The organism is Pseudomonas resinovorans NBRC 106553, from assembly GCF_000412695.1.
Lineage (GTDB): Bacteria > Pseudomonadota > Gammaproteobacteria > Pseudomonadales > Pseudomonadaceae > Metapseudomonas > Metapseudomonas resinovorans_A.
The window spans coordinates 4,034,895-4,051,602 of sequence record NC_021499.1; the positions used below are offsets into that span (position 1 = coordinate 4,034,895).

11 protein-coding genes are annotated in these 16,708 nt (G+C 63.3%); 7 read left to right on the plus strand and 4 right to left on the minus strand.

Annotated elements, in window-relative coordinates; genetic code table 11:
* A complete protein-coding gene (locus tag PCA10_RS18255; RefSeq protein WP_041770337.1) occupies nucleotides 1-1,599 on the plus strand; it encodes a LysM peptidoglycan-binding domain-containing protein in 1,599 nt (532 codons plus the stop codon).
* Nucleotides 1,600-1,665: 66 nt separating this feature from the next.
* Here PCA10_RS18255 and PCA10_RS18260 read toward each other — a convergent pair whose 3' ends face one another.
* Nucleotides 1,666-3,111, minus strand: a complete 1,446-nt coding sequence (locus tag PCA10_RS18260; RefSeq protein WP_016493546.1) for an HDOD domain-containing protein — start codon at nucleotides 3,109-3,111, stop codon at nucleotides 1,666-1,668.
* A 236-nt stretch (nucleotides 3,112-3,347) separates the two neighbouring features.
* On the opposite strand from PCA10_RS18260, the gene PCA10_RS18265 reads away from it, so the two are divergent.
* The 6 genes from PCA10_RS18265 to fabI are packed head-to-tail and all read left to right on the plus strand — an operon-like array spanning nucleotide 3,348 to nucleotide 11,548.
* Nucleotides 3,348-5,174: an extracellular solute-binding protein gene (locus PCA10_RS18265; protein ID WP_016493547.1), complete on the plus strand. Its 1,827-nt coding sequence runs from the start codon at nucleotides 3,348-3,350 to the stop codon at nucleotides 5,172-5,174.
* Nucleotides 5,171-7,018, plus strand: coding sequence for an extracellular solute-binding protein (locus tag PCA10_RS18270; RefSeq protein ID WP_016493548.1), 1,848 nt, complete (start codon nucleotides 5,171-5,173; stop codon nucleotides 7,016-7,018). Before PCA10_RS18265 ends, PCA10_RS18270 begins: the two co-directional genes overlap by 4 nt.
* Nucleotides 7,018-8,103 (plus strand): microcin C ABC transporter permease YejB, encoded by a 1,086-nt coding sequence (locus tag PCA10_RS18275; RefSeq protein WP_016493549.1) that lies wholly within the window; start codon nucleotides 7,018-7,020, stop codon nucleotides 8,101-8,103. Before PCA10_RS18270 ends, PCA10_RS18275 begins: the two co-directional genes overlap by 1 nt.
* Nucleotides 8,104-8,105: 2 nt before the next feature.
* Complete coding sequence (locus PCA10_RS18280; protein ID WP_016493550.1) at nucleotides 8,106-9,125, plus strand: ABC transporter permease; 1,020 nt, start codon at nucleotides 8,106-8,108, stop codon at nucleotides 9,123-9,125.
* Between the two features lies 1 nt (nucleotide 9,126).
* Complete coding sequence (locus PCA10_RS18285) at nucleotides 9,127-10,734, plus strand: ABC transporter ATP-binding protein (RefSeq protein ID WP_016493551.1); 1,608 nt, start codon at nucleotides 9,127-9,129, stop codon at nucleotides 10,732-10,734.
* Between the two features lie 19 nt (nucleotides 10,735-10,753).
* Nucleotides 10,754-11,548, plus strand: coding sequence for an enoyl-ACP reductase FabI (gene fabI / locus PCA10_RS18290; protein WP_041770338.1), 795 nt, complete (start codon nucleotides 10,754-10,756; stop codon nucleotides 11,546-11,548).
* Between the two features lie 161 nt (nucleotides 11,549-11,709).
* Here the strand turns inward: fabI and PCA10_RS18295 are convergent, their stop codons facing one another.
* The 3 genes from PCA10_RS18295 to lon form a co-directional block, all read right to left on the minus strand.
* A complete protein-coding gene (locus PCA10_RS18295; RefSeq protein WP_016493553.1) occupies nucleotides 11,710-13,584 on the minus strand; it encodes a SurA N-terminal domain-containing protein in 1,875 nt (624 codons plus the stop codon).
* A gap of 212 nt (nucleotides 13,585-13,796) precedes the next feature.
* Nucleotides 13,797-14,069, minus strand: a complete 273-nt coding sequence (gene hupB / locus PCA10_RS18300; protein ID WP_003087931.1) for a nucleoid-associated protein HU-beta — start codon at nucleotides 14,067-14,069, stop codon at nucleotides 13,797-13,799.
* A gap of 135 nt (nucleotides 14,070-14,204) precedes the next feature.
* Nucleotides 14,205-16,601 carry an endopeptidase La gene (lon, locus tag PCA10_RS18305; RefSeq protein WP_041770339.1) on the minus strand — a complete coding sequence of 799 codons (2,397 nt, stop codon included), beginning with the start codon at nucleotides 16,599-16,601 and terminating at the stop codon, nucleotides 14,205-14,207.
* Nucleotides 16,602-16,708: the final 107 nt, after the last annotated feature.

Consider the following 16,708-nt stretch of genomic DNA (forward strand, 5'->3'; position numbering starts at 1 on the left):
ATGTTGTCTTCGCCGATCAAAACCTTCGACCTGGATACATTGGCACGAGTCGCGCGAGCGCTTGTGGTGGTGTGTGCGGCCACTCTCGTCGGCTGCTCTGGCTCCGGTCGGATGAACAATGATCAGGGCCAGGATACCGACCGCGCCCTGGGCATGAACAAGCAGACCCAGTGGCTGGAGGAAGCCGAAACCGAACGCGAACCCCTGGATATCTGGGAGCGCATGCGCAACGGCTTCAAGCTGCAGGACGAGATCGGCGTCAACCCGCGCATCGAGCGCCAGCGCCTCTGGTACGTCAGCAAGCCCTCCGTCCTGGAAAGCGCCAGCGAGCGCGGCAGCCTCTACATCCACTACGTGGTGGAGCGCCTGGAAGAACGCAACATGCCGCTGGAGCTTGCCCTGCTGCCGGTGGTGGAAAGCGCCTACAACCCCTTCGCCTATTCCCGCAGCCATGCCGTGGGCATCTGGCAGTTCATCCCCGCCACCGGTCGCCACTACAACCTGCGCCAGACCAACTGGTACGACGGCCGCCGCGACATCACCGCCTCCACCAACGCCGCCCTGAACTACCTGGAACGCCTCCACGAGATGTTCAACGGCGACTGGCTGCTGGCCCTGGCCGCTTACAACGCCGGCGAAGGCACCGTGAGCCGCGCCATCGAGCGCAACCAGAAGCTCGGCCTGCCCACCGACTACTGGAACCTGCCCCTGCCCCAGGAAACCCAGAACTACGTCCCCAAGCTGCTGGCCCTGTCGCAGCTGGTGATGGCGCCGGAAGCCTATGGGGTGAACCTCAGCCCCATCGCCAACGAACCCTACTTCGAGGTGGTGGAGGTCAAGCAGCAGCGTCTCGACCTGTCCCAGGTCGCCGAACTGGCCGACATGGACGCCGACGAGATGTACCAGCTCAATCCGGCCTTCAAGAAACGCATCACCATGGACGGCCCGCAGCACCTGCTGGTGCCCACCGACAAGGCCGAACAACTGACCGCAAGCCTGGCGCTGATGAAGCCGCAGGAGCTGGTGGACTGGCAGCAATACCGGGTGCGCAACGGCGACAGCCTGCACGGCATAGCCAATCGCTACCACGTGACGGTCAAGACGTTGAAGGACATCAACGGGCTGTCCGGCAATCACCTGCGCGTGGGCCAGAGCCTCAGCATTCCGGTGGAGCCGGGCATGAAGCCCGAGCAGCCGCTGTTCCAGAATGTGGCAAGCGCCAAGGCGCCGGCCACCACGCGCAACCACAAGGTGAAGCGCGGCGACAACCTGTCGACCATCGCCCGCCAGTACAAGGTCAGCGTGCAGGACATCAAGCGCTGGAACGGCCTCAAGAGCAACCACCTCAAGGCCGGCCAGGTACTGAAACTGCAAGGTGGCGCCATCCAGGTGGCCAGCGCCGGCACTACCGCCAAAAGCAAGTCCACGGCTAAGGGCAAGGGCCGCGAAGCGGTGACCTACTACAAGGTCAAGAGCGGCGACTCCCTCTACCTCATCGCCAAGCGCTTCAACGTCGAGATGAAGCACCTGCAGCGCTGGAACCCCAGCAGCGGCCGCGGCCTGAAACCGGGCCAGACCCTGACGGTCCATCTGCCCTGAGCCCTCTCCTTACGGGCAGTTGTTGGGTTTCGCTACGCTCTACCCAACCTGCGGGCAGTCACGTCGTTAGGACTTCTGTGCCATCGCCTCCAGGCAACGACTGGCGGCCTGAGCGAAATACTGGAAGGCGACGAACTGCTCATGCCTGAGCGCCCTGCCTGAAAGCCGGCAATCGGCATAGATCACCCCGATCTCCCGCTTGCCCACCAGTAACGGCGCAATGAAGAACATCCCCTGCCCCAGCCACTCGCGCATCGGCCGCGTAACCAGGTCGTTCAGGCTGTAGCTGGCGGGCACACCCATCCACATGGTTTCGCGGGTGCGCAGTACATAGCTGAAGAGGTTGGGCTGTTCCGGCTGGCTGGCAGGCAGGGTGAACTCGTTCAGCCAGCGCTCCGTGCCCTCCCCCACGGCCCGGCGCACGCTGAAACGACTGCGTTGGTCGCTGAGCACCGCGACCATCACCCGCTCCAGCCCCACGCCCTGGTGCAACCCCCGCAGCAAGGCGTCCAGCACCAGATTGATGTCGGCCTTGCGCGATTCCAGCATGCGCAGTTCCTGCAATGCCTGCTGGGTCACCTTCGGGTCCGGCTGCAGCAGGCGTGCCTGGCGCTGTTCACGCTGCAGGCGGATCTGCTCCGGGTCGGTTTGCGGAATCAGGTGGCAGAGCTTGCTGGCACCGAAGGTCGCCGCCACCTTCACCGCCTCGTCGGCGCTGGCCAGCACCTGCTGCAACGCTTCTTCCGTGCTGAGGCCGATCAGGTTGGCCAACTGGCCCACCAGCAGGTTCATGTCGGCGGAGTCCCAGCCCTTCAGGGCGGCCTCGCTGATGCGCACGCCGAGGCTCACCGCCTTCACCGCCGGGTCGCCCTGGGCCGGACCCGCGTGGGCCAGGCTCGCCAGTTCGCCCAGGTTCCAGTTGCGCACCAGGCCCAGGGTCAGCTGGCGGAAACTGGTGCCCAGGACATCGCGCACCGCCCGCTCCGCGTCCACTCCGGGTTGCGCCAGGACGCTCGCCAACTCGTCGGCCTGGTCGCCACCGCAGCCCCAGAAGGCCAGTTCGCCCAGGTTGTGCAACAGCGCGGCGATGAACACTTCCTCCTGGCTGCGGGCCAGCAGGTAGCCGGCAACATTGCGCGCCTGCACCGCGGCGTGGAAGGAGCGAGCCAGGAGTTCGGGCAACTGCTCGCGCTGGGCGTTGCCCAGCAGGCTGTCGATCAGGCTGACCGACAGCCCTATCAGGCGCACGTTCTCGAAGCCGATCAGCACGATGGCGCGGGAGATGGTCCGGATCGGTTCCTGGGACGGGTTGTAGTAAACGCTGTTGGCGACCTTCAGCACCTTGGAGGTCAGGGTGGCGTCGCGCAGCAGCACGTCCGCCAGTTGCTGCACAGAGGAATCGTCCTGGCGCGCCATCTGCTGCAGGTCCTGCACCACTGCGGCCAGGGCAGGTAATTCGGCCTCGCTGAGACGGTCGATCCATGACTGCAAACCATGGCTGCGTTCACCCACTTTCGTTACCTCTGCAGGATTTTCCGGATAGCGGTTCAAAGGCTCGCCAGCTCACGGGAGGCTGGCCCTTTTTTCTTGCCTGTACAAGCTGTTACTGTACTTGCCAGCCGTTACCGCCGACACCCGCGGCGCGTGACACCCGACACGAAATCGCCGGCCCGATGCCCGCACCTTCCCGCCCGCGAGGCCAGCGCCCAGATGCCTGACACCATTGCCATGGATCGGACCCCCGCCTGATGCGTCGTCTCGCCATCCTGCTTATCGGCCTGCTGGCCCAACCCTGCTTCGCCAGCCTTATCGAAAGCCACGGTTACGCACAGTTCGGCGCACTGAAGTACCCCGCCAACTTCGAGCATTTCGACTGGGTCAACGCCAACGCCCCCAAGGGCGGCACCCTGCGGGTCATGGCCTTCGGCACCTTCGACACACTCAACCCCTACACCTTCAAGGGCACCAGCCCGGTGTCCACGCCGAACTTCCTGCAGTACGGCGTGACCGAGCTGAACGAACCACTGATGGTGGGCACCGGCCAGTACGATCCCTCGGGGGACGAGCCCGCGTCGAGCTATGGCCTGATCGCCAAGAGCGTGGAATACAGCGAAGACCGCAGCTGGGTGGTATTCAACCTGCGCGAGGAAGCGCGCTTCCACGATGGCAAGCCGATCACCGCCTTCGATGTCGCCTTCTCCTACCGTACCCTGGTGAAGAACGGCCACCCGCAGTACCGCACCAGCCTGCAGGAAGTCAAAAGGGTCGACATCCTCAACCGCCACCGCATCCGCTTCGTCCTCAAGCGCGCCGGCAACCCGCTGCTGATCCTGCGCCTTGGCGAGATGCCGGTGCTGCCCCAGCACTACTGGAAAGGTCGTGACTTCAAGGCCACCACCTTCGAAGCGCCGCTGGGCAGCGGCCCCTACCGCATCACCCAGGTCAAGCCCGGACGCAGCCTGGTGTTCGAGCGGGTCAAGGACTGGTGGGGCGAGAAGCTGCCGGTCAATCGCGGCAAGTACAACTTCGATCGAGTGGAAGTGGAGTTCTACCGCGACAGCAACGTCGCCTTCGAGGCGTTCAAGGCCGGCGAGTTCGACTTCTACATCGAGCACCAGGCAAAGAACTGGGCCAATGGCTATCGTTTCCCGGCCATCGCCCGTGGCGAGGTGATACGCGCCGAAATCCCCCACCAGATCCCGACCCAGACCCAGGCCCTGTTCATGAACGGCCGGCGCGCGGTGTTCGAGGATCGCCGGGTGCGCGAAGCCATGGGCTTGATGTTCGACTTCGAATGGACCAACCGGACCCTCTTCAACAACGCCTACATGCGCGCCTCCAGCTATTACCCGAACAGCGAGTTCAGCGCCGTGGGCAAGCCCGAGGGGCACGAATGGCTGCTGCTCTCGCCGCACCGCAAGACGTTGCCGGACGCCCTCTTCACCCAACCCTTCCAGGTACCCACCACCGAAGGTCGCGGCATTCCCCGGGAAACCCTTCGCCGCGCCCTGGGTCTATTGGCCGACGCCGGCTGGAAGTTGTCCGGCCAGCGCCTGGTGAATGATCGCGGCGAACCGCTGCGCTTCGAGATCCTGCTGGTCAACCCGAACCTTGAACGCATCCTCCAGCCCTACCGCGAAAACCTGGCCGATATCGGCATCGACGTCAGCCTGCGCACGGTGGACCGCGCCCAGTACAAGCAGCGCCTGGACCACTTCGACTACGACATGATCCTGATGACCCTGCCCCAGACCCTGAGCCCGGGCCTCGAGCAATACCTCTACTTCCATTCCAGCCAGGTAGGCGTGAAGGGCAGCAAGAACTACGCGGGCGTGGCCAACCCGGTGGTCGACGAGATGATCGACAAGCTGCTCGGCGCCCAGAGCCGCGACGAACAATTGGCCGCAGCGCGGGCCCTGGACCGCACCCTGCTCTGGGAGCACTACAGCATCCCCAACTGGTACATCAACTATCACCGCCTGGCGTACCGCAACCGGTTCGCCTTCGTCACCACGCCGCCCTATACCCTGGGCCTGCGTGCCTGGTGGCTGAAGCCCACGGAGAACACCCGATGAGCAAAACGCTGCGCACCCTCTGCCTGCAAGGCTGCGGTGCACTGTTGCTATCCCTGGCCGGTCTGGCACTGGCCGAGCCCAAGCACGCCATCACCCTCTACGACGAGCCCGCCAAGTACCCGGCGGACTTCACCCACTTCTCCTGGGTCAACCCGGACGCCCCCAAGGGCGGCGTCCTGCGCCTTTCCGGCGTCGGCGGCTTCGATAGCCTCAACCCGTTCATTCCCAAGGGCAACGCAGCCGACCAGCTCGGCCTGATCTACGACAGCCTGACCTTCCACTCCCCCGACGAGCCCTTCACCGAGTACGGCCTGCTCGCCGAGAAGATCGAGAAGGCCCCGGACAACAGTTACGTGCGCTTCCTGCTCAACCCCAAGGCGCGCTTCCATGACGGCCAGCCGGTCACGGCCGAGGACGTGGTGTTCACCTTCAACACCCTGCTCGAACATGGCGACCCCATGTACCGCCATTACTACGCCGACGTCGCCAAGGTGGAAGCCGAGGACAAGCTGAGCGTGCGCTTCGACTTCAAGCATTCCGGCAACCGCGAGCTGCCGCTGATCCTCGGCCAGATCCAGATCCTGTCTAAACACTTCTGGGAAGGCCGCGACTTCACCAAGACCAACATGGACGCGCCGGTGGGCAGCGGCCCCTACCGCATCACCAAGGTGGATGCCGGCCGCTCGATCCACTACGAGCGCGTCAAGGACTGGTGGGCCAAGGACCTGCCGGTCACCCGTGGCTACTACAACTTCGACGGCATCACCGTGGACTACTACCGCGACATGTCGGTAGCCCTGGAAGCCTTCAAGGCCGGCCAGTTCGACTTCAACCTGGAGTACTCGGCCAAGGACTGGGCCACCGGCTACGACGGCCCGGCGCTGCGCAGCGGCAAGATCGTCAAGGAATCCCTCGCCAACCATAACCCGACCGGCATGCAGGGCTTCGCCTTCAACATCCGCCGACCGGTGTTCCAGGACCGCCGGGTACGCGAGGCCATCGGCCTGCTGTTCGACTTCGAGTGGGCCAACAAGCAACTCTTCTTCGGCTCCTACAAGCGCACCAGCAGCTATTTCGAGAACTCCGAAATGGCCTCCCACGAGATGCCCGACGCCGACGAGCTGAAGATTCTGGAACCGTTGCGCGACCAGGTTCCGGCGGAAGTCTTCACCCAGGTGTTCAAGCCGCCGGTCAGCGACGGCAGCGGCATCATTCGCGACCAGAAGCGCCGCGCCTACCAGCTGCTGATGGACGCCGGCTTCAAGATCGAGAACGACAAGATGGTTGGTCCCGACGGCAAGCCGCTGGCCTTCGAGATCATGATCGCCCAGGCCAACCTGGAGCGGGTGATCCTGCCGTTCAAGCGCAACCTCGCGGAACTGGGCATCGACATGCAGATCCGTCGCGTGGACGTTTCCCAGTACATCAACCGCCTGCGCTCGCGGGACTTCGACATGATCCCGGCCACCTGGGGCCAATCCAACTCGCCGGGCAACGAGCAGATGGAGTTCTGGCACTCGCGCAGCGCCGACAGCCCCGGCAGCCGCAACTTCATCGGCCTGCGCGACCCGGCCATCGACAAGCTGGTGGAAGGCCTGATCCGCGCCGATTCCCGGCAAAGCCTGGTGGAACACGCCCGTGCCCTGGACCGCGTGCTGCTCTGGGGCCACTACGTGGTGCCCAACTACTACGTCGACACCTACCGCGTGGCCTACTGGAACCAGCTCCAGCGCCCGGAGCACACGCCGCTCTACGACTACAGCCTGATGACCTGGTGGCAGAAACCTGGCGCGGAAACTGCTAGCCAGTCGGAGCAATCCTCTTCCGAGCCGGATAACCAGTAATGCTCGCCTACATACTGCGTCGACTGCTGCTGATCATCCCCACCCTGTTCGGCATCCTGCTGATCAACTTCATCATCATCCAGACCGCCCCGGGCGGCCCGGTGGAGCAGATGATCGCCAAGCTGGAGGGCTTCGATGCCGCCGCCGGCGGGGCCACCGGACGCATCTCCGGAGGTGGCGCCGAAGTCGCCACGGCAGGTTCCAACTACCGCGGCGCCCAGGGCCTGGACCCGGAGCTGGTGGCCGAGATCGAGAAGATGTACGGCTTCGACAAGCCGGCACCGGAACGCTTCTGGCTGATGATCAGCAACTACCTCAGGCTGGACTTCGGCAACAGCTTCTTCCGTGACGCCAAGGTCACCGACCTGATCCTGGAGAAACTACCGGTGTCCATCTCCCTCGGGCTCTGGAGCACCCTGATCATGTACCTGGTGTCCATCCCGCTGGGCATCGCCAAGGCCGTGCGCCACGGCAGCGCCTTCGACGTCTGGAGCAGCACCGCGATCATCGTCGGCTACGCCGTACCGGCCTTCCTCTTCGCCATCCTGCTGATCGTGCTCTTCGCCGGCGGCAGCTATTTCGACTGGTTCCCGCTACGCGGCCTGACCTCGAACAACTTCGAGGAGCTCAGCCTGGGCGGCAAGCTGCTCGACTACTTCTGGCACCTGGCCCTGCCGGTGACCGCCCTGGTGATCGGCAACTTCGCCACCCTCACCCTGCTGACCAAGAACAGCTTCCTCGACGAGATCAACAAGCAATACGTGACCACTGCCCGCGCCAAGGGCCTGTCGGAGAACCGCGTCCTCTACGGCCACGTGTTCCGCAACGCCATGCTGCTGATCATCGCCGGCTTCCCGGCGGCCTTCATCGGCATCTTCTTCACCGGCTCCTTGCTGATCGAGGTGATCTTCTCCCTCGACGGGCTGGGCCTGATGAGCTTCGAATCCGCCCTCAACCGCGACTATCCGGTGGTGTTCGGCACCCTCTTCATCTTCACCTTGCTGGGACTGGTCGTGAAACTGATCGGCGATCTCACCTACACCCTGGTCGACCCGCGTATCGACTTCGAAAGCCGGGAGGGTTGAGCATGGACCTCTCCCCTATCAACCGTCGCCGCTTCGAGCGCTTCAAGGCCAACAAGCGCGGCTGGTGGTCGCTCTGGCTGTTCCTGGTGCTGTTCATCCTCAGCCTGGGGGCGGAGCTGATCGCCAACGACAAGCCACTGGCCGTCAGCTTCGACGGCCAGTGGTACTTCCCGGTGCTCAAGCGCTATCCGGAAACCACCTTCGGTGGCGAGTTCCCCCTGGAGGCGAACTACAAGACGCCCTACATCCGCGAGCTGATCGAGTCCGGCAAGGGCCGGATGATCTGGGCGCCGATCCCCTTCAGCTACGACACCATCAACTACGACCTCAAGGTGCCGGCACCCGCGCCACCCTCGGCGGAAAACTGGCTGGGTACCGACGACCAGGGCCGCGACGTGATGGCGCGGGTCATCTACGGCTTCCGCGTGTCGGTGCTCTTCGCCCTGACCCTGACCCTGCTGAGCTCCATCATCGGGGTCATCGCAGGTGCCCTGCAGGGCTTCTACGGCGGCTGGGTTGACCTCGTCGGCCAGCGTTTCCTGGAGATCTGGTCGGGCCTGCCGGTGCTCTATCTGCTGATCATCCTCGCCAGCTTTGTGCAGCCGAACTTCTGGTGGCTGCTGGGCATCATGCTGCTGTTCTCCTGGATGAGCCTGGTGGACGTGGTGCGCGCCGAGTTCCTCCGTGGCCGCAACCTGGAGTACGTGCGCGCGGCTCGCGCGCTGGGCATGCAGAACGGCGCCATCATGTTCCGCCACATCCTGCCCAATGCCATGGTCTCCACCATGACCTACATGCCCTTCATCCTCACGGGCGCCATCGGCACCCTGACCGCGCTGGACTTCCTCGGCTTCGGCCTGCCGCCGGGCGCACCGTCCCTGGGCGAGCTGGTGGCCCAGGGCAAATCCAACCTGCAGGCACCCTGGCTCGGCATCTCCGCCTTCGTGGTACTGGCGGCCATGCTGACCCTGCTGGTGTTCATCGGCGAAGCCGCGCGCGATGCCTTCGACCCGAGGAAGTGAGATGAGCGAGAACCTGATCGAAATCCGCGACCTCGCCGTCGAGTTCGTCACCGGCGACAAGACCCAGCGCGTGGTCGAAGGCATCAGCTTCGACATTCGCAAGGGCGAGACTCTGGCACTGGTGGGCGAAAGCGGCTCCGGCAAATCGGTGACGGCGCACTCCATCCTGCGCCTGTTGCACTACCCCCTGGCGCGTCATCCCAGCGGCACCATCCACTACGCCGGCAAGGACCTCTTGAAGCTTCCGGAGGCCAAGCTGCGCGGCATTCGCGGCAACCGCATCGCCATGGTCTTCCAGGAGCCGATGACCTCGCTCAACCCGCTGCACAATATCGAGAAGCAGATCAACGAGGTGCTCGCCCTGCACAAGGGGCTCACCGGCAAGGCCGCCACCCGGCGTACCCTGGAGCTGCTGGAGCTGGTGGGCATCCCCGAACCGCACAAGCGCCTGAAGGCCTTCCCCCACGAGCTCTCGGGTGGCCAGCGCCAACGGGTGATGATCGCCATGGCCCTGGCCAACGAGCCGGAACTGCTGATCGCCGACGAACCCACCACGGCCCTGGACGTCACCGTCCAGCTGAAAATCCTCGAGCTGCTCAAGGAACTGCAGGCGCGCCTGGGCATGGCCCTGCTGCTGATCAGCCATGATCTGAACCTGGTTCGGCGAATTGCGCATCGCGTATGTGTCATGCAGCGCGGTTGTATCGTCGAACAAGCGTCGTGTGATGAGCTGTTCCATGCACCCAAGCATCCCTACACCCGGGAACTGCTCGGCGCAGAGCCTTCGGGCCGGCCGGCGGACAACCCCGTAGGGGGCCCGCTGCTGGAGGTCAAGGACCTGCGCGTGTGGTTCCCGATCAAGAAGGGGCTGCTGCGGCACACCGTGGATCACGTCAAGGCCGTGGACGGCGTCAATTTCAGCCTGCCCCGGGGTCAGACCCTGGGGATCGTGGGCGAAAGCGGCTCCGGCAAGTCCACGCTGGGCCTGGCGATCCTCCGGTTGCTCGGCAGCCGGGGCGACATCCGCTTCCAGGGCCAAGCCCTGGACGGCCTGTCGCAGAAGGAAGTGCGGCCGTTTCGGCGCGAGATGCAGGTGGTCTTCCAGGACCCCTTCGGCAGTCTGAGCCCACGCATGTGCGTGGGCGACATTGTCGGCGAGGGCCTGCGGATCCACCGCATGGGCACCGAGGCGGAGCAGGAGCAGGCCATCATCGACGCGCTCCTGGAGGTAGGTCTGGACCCGGAAACCCGGAACCGCTACCCCCACGAGTTTTCCGGAGGGCAGCGGCAGCGGATTGCCATTGCCCGGGCATTGGTGCTGAAACCGGCACTGATCCTGCTGGACGAGCCCACCTCGGCGCTCGACCGGACGGTTCAGCGCCAAGTGGTGGAGTTGTTGCGCAGGCTACAGACCAAGTACGACCTGACCTACCTGTTCATCAGCCATGACCTGGCTGTGGTCCGGGCTCTGAGCCACCAGCTGATGGTGATCAAGCACGGTCAGGTGGTCGAACAGGGTCCGGCCGACGCCATTTTCGCCGCCCCGCAGCACAGCTATACGAAGCAGTTGCTGGAAGCCGCATTCCTGGCTCCGGAAACTGCCCATTAACCAGAAGAGGATGAAGCACATGGGTTTTCTCGCCGGTAAGCGCGTACTGATCGTTGGCGTAGCCAGCAAACTGTCCATCGCATCGGGCATCGCTGCAGCCATGCATCGCGAAGGCGCCGAGCTCGCCTTCACCTACCAGAACGAAAAGCTGAAAGGCCGTGTGGAAGAGTTCGCCGCGAGCTGGGGCTCCAACGCCGACCTCTGCTTCCCCTGCGACGTGGCCAATGACGAAGAGATCACCGCGGTCTTCGAGGCCCTCGGCAAGAAGTGGGATGGCCTGGACTGCATCGTCCACTCCGTCGGCTTCGCCCCGGGCGACCAACTGGACGGCGACTTCACCGAAGTCACCACCCGTGAGGGCTTTCGCATCGCCCACGACATCAGCGCCTACAGCTTCGTAGCCCTGGCCAAGGGCGGCCGTGAGCTGATGAAGGGCCGCAACGGCAGCCTGCTGACCCTGTCCTACCTGGGCGCCGAGCGCACCATGCCGAACTACAACGTGATGGGCATGGCCAAGGCCAGCCTGGAAGCCGGCGTCCGCTACCTGGCCGGCAGCCTCGGCCCGGAAGGCACCCGCGTCAACGCCATCTCCGCCGGCCCCATCCGCACCCTGGCCGCTTCCGGCATCAAGAGCTTCCGCAAGATGCTCGCCGCCAACGAGAAGCAGACCCCCCTGCGCCGCAACGTGACCATCGAAGAAGTCGGCAACGCCGGCGCCTTCCTGTGCTCGGACCTGGCCTCGGGCATCAGCGGCGAGATCATGTACGTCGACGGCGGTTTCAATACCACCGCCATGGGCAATATCGAAGACTGATAGTCGCCCTGACGAAAAAGCCCGCACATGTGCGGGCTTTTTTGTGGGTGCTCGTTGGCGCACGTGGATCTTGCGATCCTGCGGATGGGGCGCCGTGGACGTATCACCACACAAAGAAAAAAGGCCGCTTGCGCGGCCTTTTCTCATCTGGCGGGGATCGATCAGAAACGCTCGATCTTCGCCTGCTCTTCCAACTGGCGGCGGAAGGCAGCGAAATCCTGCTGCCCGCTGCGCGAGGCGAGGAAGCGGCTGTACATCGCTTTTTCCTCTGCGGAGAGCTGCTCCTCGGGCTGGTTGACGCCGTTCAGGCGGATCACCACGAAGTCACCGTTGTTCAGTTTCACACCGGTGAACTCGGGCTTGTCCGCGGCAGCCGGCTTGGGCATGCGGAACAGCGACTGCAGCAGCAGCGGCTCGATCCCTTCCTGGCTGCGGGTGGCGGCTTCCACCACTTGCCAGGACTGGCCTTCGGCGGCTTGCTCGATCGGGGTCTTGCCTTCGCGCAGGCTGGCGATCAGGGCTTCGCCCTTGGCCTTGACGGCTTCGCTGGCTTTCTGGGCGACCAGATGCTCACGAATGCTGTCGGTGACCTTCTCCAGTGCCAGTTGCTCAGGCTTCTTGTGCTCCTTGACGCGCAGGACGACCACGGTGTCCGGGTCCAGCTCGATGGCCGAGCTGTTGGCGCCATCTTCCAGCACTTCCTGGCTGAAGGCGGCCTGGATGACCTGGCGATTGGCGGTAAGGCCTTCGCCACCTTCACGACCGAAGGCCGCGCTGGTCCGCACTTCCAGGCCCAGTTCCTGGGCCGGCTGGGCCAGGTCGGAAGCCTCGAAGGCTGCGTCTTCCAGTTGCTTGCTCGCCTCGACGAAGCGCTGCTCGACCTGCTGGGTCTTGATGTCATGCACCAGCTTCGGCTTGAGGCTCTCGAAGCTCGGCACTTCAGGTGCCTGCACACCCAGCAGCTTGATCAGGTGCCAGCCGTACTGGGTACGCACCGGAGCCGAAACCTCGCCCTGCTTCAGCGCGTAAAGCGCCTCTTCGAAGGCGGGCTCATAGACGCCTTGACCGGCGTAGCCCAGATCGCCGCCGTTGCTGGCCGAACCGGAGTCGTCGGAGAACTCCTTGGCCAGTGCGGCAAAGTCTTCACCCTTTTCCAGGCGCTGCTTGATCTGCTCGATCTTGGCCTTGGCCTGGTCCTCGTTCAGCTTGTCGCTCACTTCCACCAGGATGTGGGCGGCCTGACGCTGCTCGGCGAGGTTGCCGATCTCTTTCTGGTACAGGGCCTGGAGATCTTCGTCCTTGGCCTCGACCTGATCGAAGAAGGCGGCCTTCTTTAGTTCGACGTACTCGATCACGACCTGCTCGGGGCTCATGAACTGGTCGATATGAGCTTCGTAGTAAGCCTTGATCTCGTCGTCGGACACGCTGACCGCAGCCGGGTCGGCCTTCAGGGTCAGGGTTGCGAAATCGCGGGTCTGCTTCTCGAGGTTGGCGAAGGTCTGGACCTCGGCATCGGTGACGAAACCGCTGCCGGCAAGACCAGCGCGCAGCTGGCCGATCAGCATTTCCTGCTCGAGCATCTGGCGGAATTGCAGGCGGCTGTAGTTCATCTGGCGGATGACCTGGTCGAAGCGGTCGGCGTTGAACTTGCCGTCCACCTGGAACTCCGGCGTCTGCAGGATGAGCTGGTCGAGGGCGGGCTGCGAGAAGGCGAAATCGGCTTTCTCGGCGCCCTGCAGCAGCAGCTTGCGTTCGATCAGGCTTTTCAGCGCCGCGTCACGCAGCAGGTTCTCGTCCAGCAGGGAAGCATCGAAGTCCTTGCCCAACTGCTGCTGCAACTGGCGACGCTGCATGTTCACGGCTTCGTTCAGTTGGTCCAGGGTGATCTCGTCACCGTTGACCTCAGCCGCGTTCTGGCGATTGCTGGTGGCATTGAAAATGGCGTCGAAGCCGGTCAGCGCCAGCAGCATGATGATCACGCCAATGATGGTTTTGGCAATCCACCCCTGTGAATTGTCCCGAATGTTCTGCAGCATGGGTCCCCCAGAAACGGCCACATTGAGTCGCGGCCGAGTAACGCGGGTAGAGTATCCGAATATGAGAAAGGCGCATCCTAGGATGCGCCTTCTCGTAGCTTGCGGAGTCGGAGATTCGACATCTCAGGCGGTTGGAAGGAGTCCTTCGCTTCCGCCTCTCCGCTCTCGGGCCGGGTTGAATCCGACCCGGTCGGGCAGAGCCCGAAAGACGCTTAGTTGACGGCGTCTTTCAGAGCTTTGCCGGCCTTGAAGCCAGGGATCTTGGCAGCGGCGATCTTGATCGGCTTGCCAGTCTGCGGGTTGCGGCCGGTGCGAGCAGCGCGCTCTTTAACGGCGAAAGTACCGAAGCCAACCAGGACAACGGAGTCACCAGCCTTCAGAGCGCCAGTAACGGATTCGATAACTGCGTCGAGCGCGCGGCCAGCTACAGCTTTCGGGATGTCAGCAGATGCGGCGATAGCATCAATCAGTTCCGACTTGTTCACTCTTAAGTCCCCTTATTTCTGTTGAGTTGTTTCTTAGTTGTTTGGTGTAAGCAAAGCGGGTGCTGGATGGCCTGCTAACACATAAGAGCCGCTTTATAACAAGGGCTCTAAAAATGTGTCAAGAAAGCCCCCCGGCTAATGCGTGCTGATTCGCTCCTTGGAATCAGTCTCGCGTTTGTCATCCTTTGCAACCATCTCCGGAGCCGCATCGGGCAAGGGCTCCGGGGCGTATTGCAGCGCAATTTGCAGGACCTCGTCAATCCATTTAACGGGTTTAATCGCCAAGTCTTGCTTGATATTCTCGGGAATTTCTTTGAGATCGCGCACATTCTCTTCCGGAATGATCACGGTCTTGATTCCACCACGATGTGCGGCCAGCAATTTCTCTTTCAGGCCGCCGATCGCGAGGACCTGGCCACGCAGGGTGATTTCACCGGTCATGGCGACGTCGGCACGCACCGGAATCTGCGTCATCGCCGAAACCAGGGCGGTGCACATGCCGATACCGGCACTCGGGCCATCCTTCGGTGTAGCGCCCTCTGGCATGTGGATGTGGATGTCGCGCTTCTCGTGGAAGTCCGCCGGAATACCCAGGCTTTTCGCACGGCTGCGCACCACGGTCAGCGCGGCGGTGATGGACTCGGCCATCACGTCACCCAGCGAACCGGTCTTGGTCAGCTGGCCCTTGCCGGGAACCACAGCAGCCTCGATGGTCAGCAGTTCGCCGCCCACCTGGGTCCACGCCAGGCCAGTCACCTGACCGATCTGGTCCTGCTGCTCCGCCAGACCGTAGCGATACTTGCGCACGCCCAGGAAGTGCTCCAGGGACTCCGCCGTCACCTGCACGGCGAAACGCTTCTCGCGGGCATGCTCCTTCACTGCCTTGCGGCAGACCTTGGCGAGCTGACGCTCCAGGCTACGCACGCCGGCTTCCCGGGTGTAGTAACGAATGATGTCGCGAATGGCCGCCTCGTCGAACTCCAGCTCGCCTTTCTTCAGGCCGTTGGCCTTGGTTTGCTTGGGCGCGAGGTATTTGACGGCGATGTTGACCTTCTCGTCCTCGGTGTAACCCGGCAGGCGGATCACCTCCATGCGGTCCAGCAAGGGTGCCGGAATGTTCATGGAGTTGGCGGTGCAGAGGAACATCACGTCCGAGAGGTCGTAGTCGACTTCCAGGTAGTGGTCGTTGAAGTTGTGGTTCTGCTCGGGGTCGAGCACTTCCAGCAGCGCCGACGCGGGGTCGCCACGCATGTCGCTGCCCATCTTGTCGATCTCGTCGAGCAGGAACAGCGGGTTGCGCACGCCAACCTTGGTCATCTTCTGGATCAGGCGACCGGGCATGGAACCGATGTAGGTACGGCGGTGGCCACGGATCTCGGCCTCGTCACGCACGCCGCCCAGGGCCATGCGCACGAACTTGCGGTTGGTGGCACGGGCAATGGATTCGGCCAGCGAGGTCTTGCCGACGCCGGGCGGGCCGACCAGGCAGAGTACCGGCCCCTTGACCTTCTTCACGCGCTTCTGCACGGCGAGGTACTCGAGGATGCGCTCCTTGACCTCGTCCAGGCCGTAGTGATCGGCATCGAGGATGTCCTCGGCCTTGGCCAGATCCAGGCGCACCTTGCTCTCGGCCTTCCACGGTACGTTGACCAGCCAATCGATGTAGGAACGCACCACGGTGGCCTCGGCAGACATCGGCGACATCTGCTTCAGCTTGTTCAGCTCGGCATTGGCCTTGGCCAGTGCTTCCTTGGTCAGGCCGGCGTTGTCGATGCGCTTCTTCAACTCCTCGACTTCGTTATGGCCTTCGTCGATGTCGCCCAGCTCTTTCTGAATGGCCTTCATCTGCTCATTCAGGTAGTACTCGCGCTGGCTGCGCTCCATCTGTTTCTTCACGCGGCCGCGAATGCGCTTCTCGACCTGCAGCAGGTCGATTTCGGCATCCAGCAGCGCGAGGACGTGCTCGACGCGCTCAGGAAGGTCAGTCAGCTCCAGGATTTCCTGCTTCTGCTCGATCTTCAGCGCCATGTGGGCAGCCATGGTGTCCACCAGGCGGCCGGGCTCGTCGATGCTGTTCAGCGAAGAAAGCACCTCGGACGGCACCTTCTTGCCCAGTTGCACGTACTGCTCGAACTGGCTGAGCAGGCTGCGAATGAAGACTTCGGACTCACGCTCGCCAGCATCGACTTCGTCGATCATGCTGACTTCGGCGCGGCAATGACCGTCGACTTCGATGAAACGCTCGATGGAGCCGCGTTGCTCGCCCTCGACCAGCACCTTCACCGTGCCGTCCGGCAGTTTGAGGAGCTGAAGCACTGTGGCTACGGTGCCCATGCGATACAGGGCGTCTTCGCCCGGATCGTCATCGGCGGGGTTCTTCTGGGCAACCAGGAGAATCTGCTTGTCCCCGGTCATCGCAGCTTCGAGAGCCTCGATGGATTTCTCGCGCCCCACGAAAAGCGGGATGACCATGTGCGGATAGACCACGACATCGCGCAATGGCAGGAGAGGTAATTCAGCAGTCGTATTCATGGTATCAGCTCTACGGCGGCCCTCAGGCCGTAAACAGATGGGAAAACCCTTGGACCTAAGATGGGGTTAGGCCCGGGAAAAAACAAGCGTTGAGGCAGGAAATACAA

Coding starts and splice junctions, on each gene's coding strand:
- PCA10_RS18285 (WP_016493551.1), top strand. CDS start 9,127: ATGAGCGAGAACCTGATCGAAATCCGCGACCTCGCCGTCGAGTTCGTC.
- PCA10_RS18265 (WP_016493547.1), top strand. CDS start 3,348: ATGCGTCGTCTCGCCATCCTGCTTATCGGCCTGCTGGCCCAACCCTGC.
- PCA10_RS18280 (WP_016493550.1), top strand. CDS start 8,106: ATGGACCTCTCCCCTATCAACCGTCGCCGCTTCGAGCGCTTCAAGGCC.
- PCA10_RS18295 (WP_016493553.1), bottom strand. CDS start 13,584: ATGCTGCAGAACATTCGGGACAATTCACAGGGGTGGATTGCCAAAACC.
- fabI (WP_041770338.1), top strand. CDS start 10,754: ATGGGTTTTCTCGCCGGTAAGCGCGTACTGATCGTTGGCGTAGCCAGC.
- lon (WP_041770339.1), bottom strand. CDS start 16,601: ATGAATACGACTGCTGAATTACCTCTCCTGCCATTGCGCGATGTCGTG.
- PCA10_RS18255 (WP_041770337.1), top strand. CDS start 1: ATGTTGTCTTCGCCGATCAAAACCTTCGACCTGGATACATTGGCACGA.
- PCA10_RS18270 (WP_016493548.1), top strand. CDS start 5,171: ATGAGCAAAACGCTGCGCACCCTCTGCCTGCAAGGCTGCGGTGCACTG.
- PCA10_RS18275 (WP_016493549.1), top strand. CDS start 7,018: ATGCTCGCCTACATACTGCGTCGACTGCTGCTGATCATCCCCACCCTG.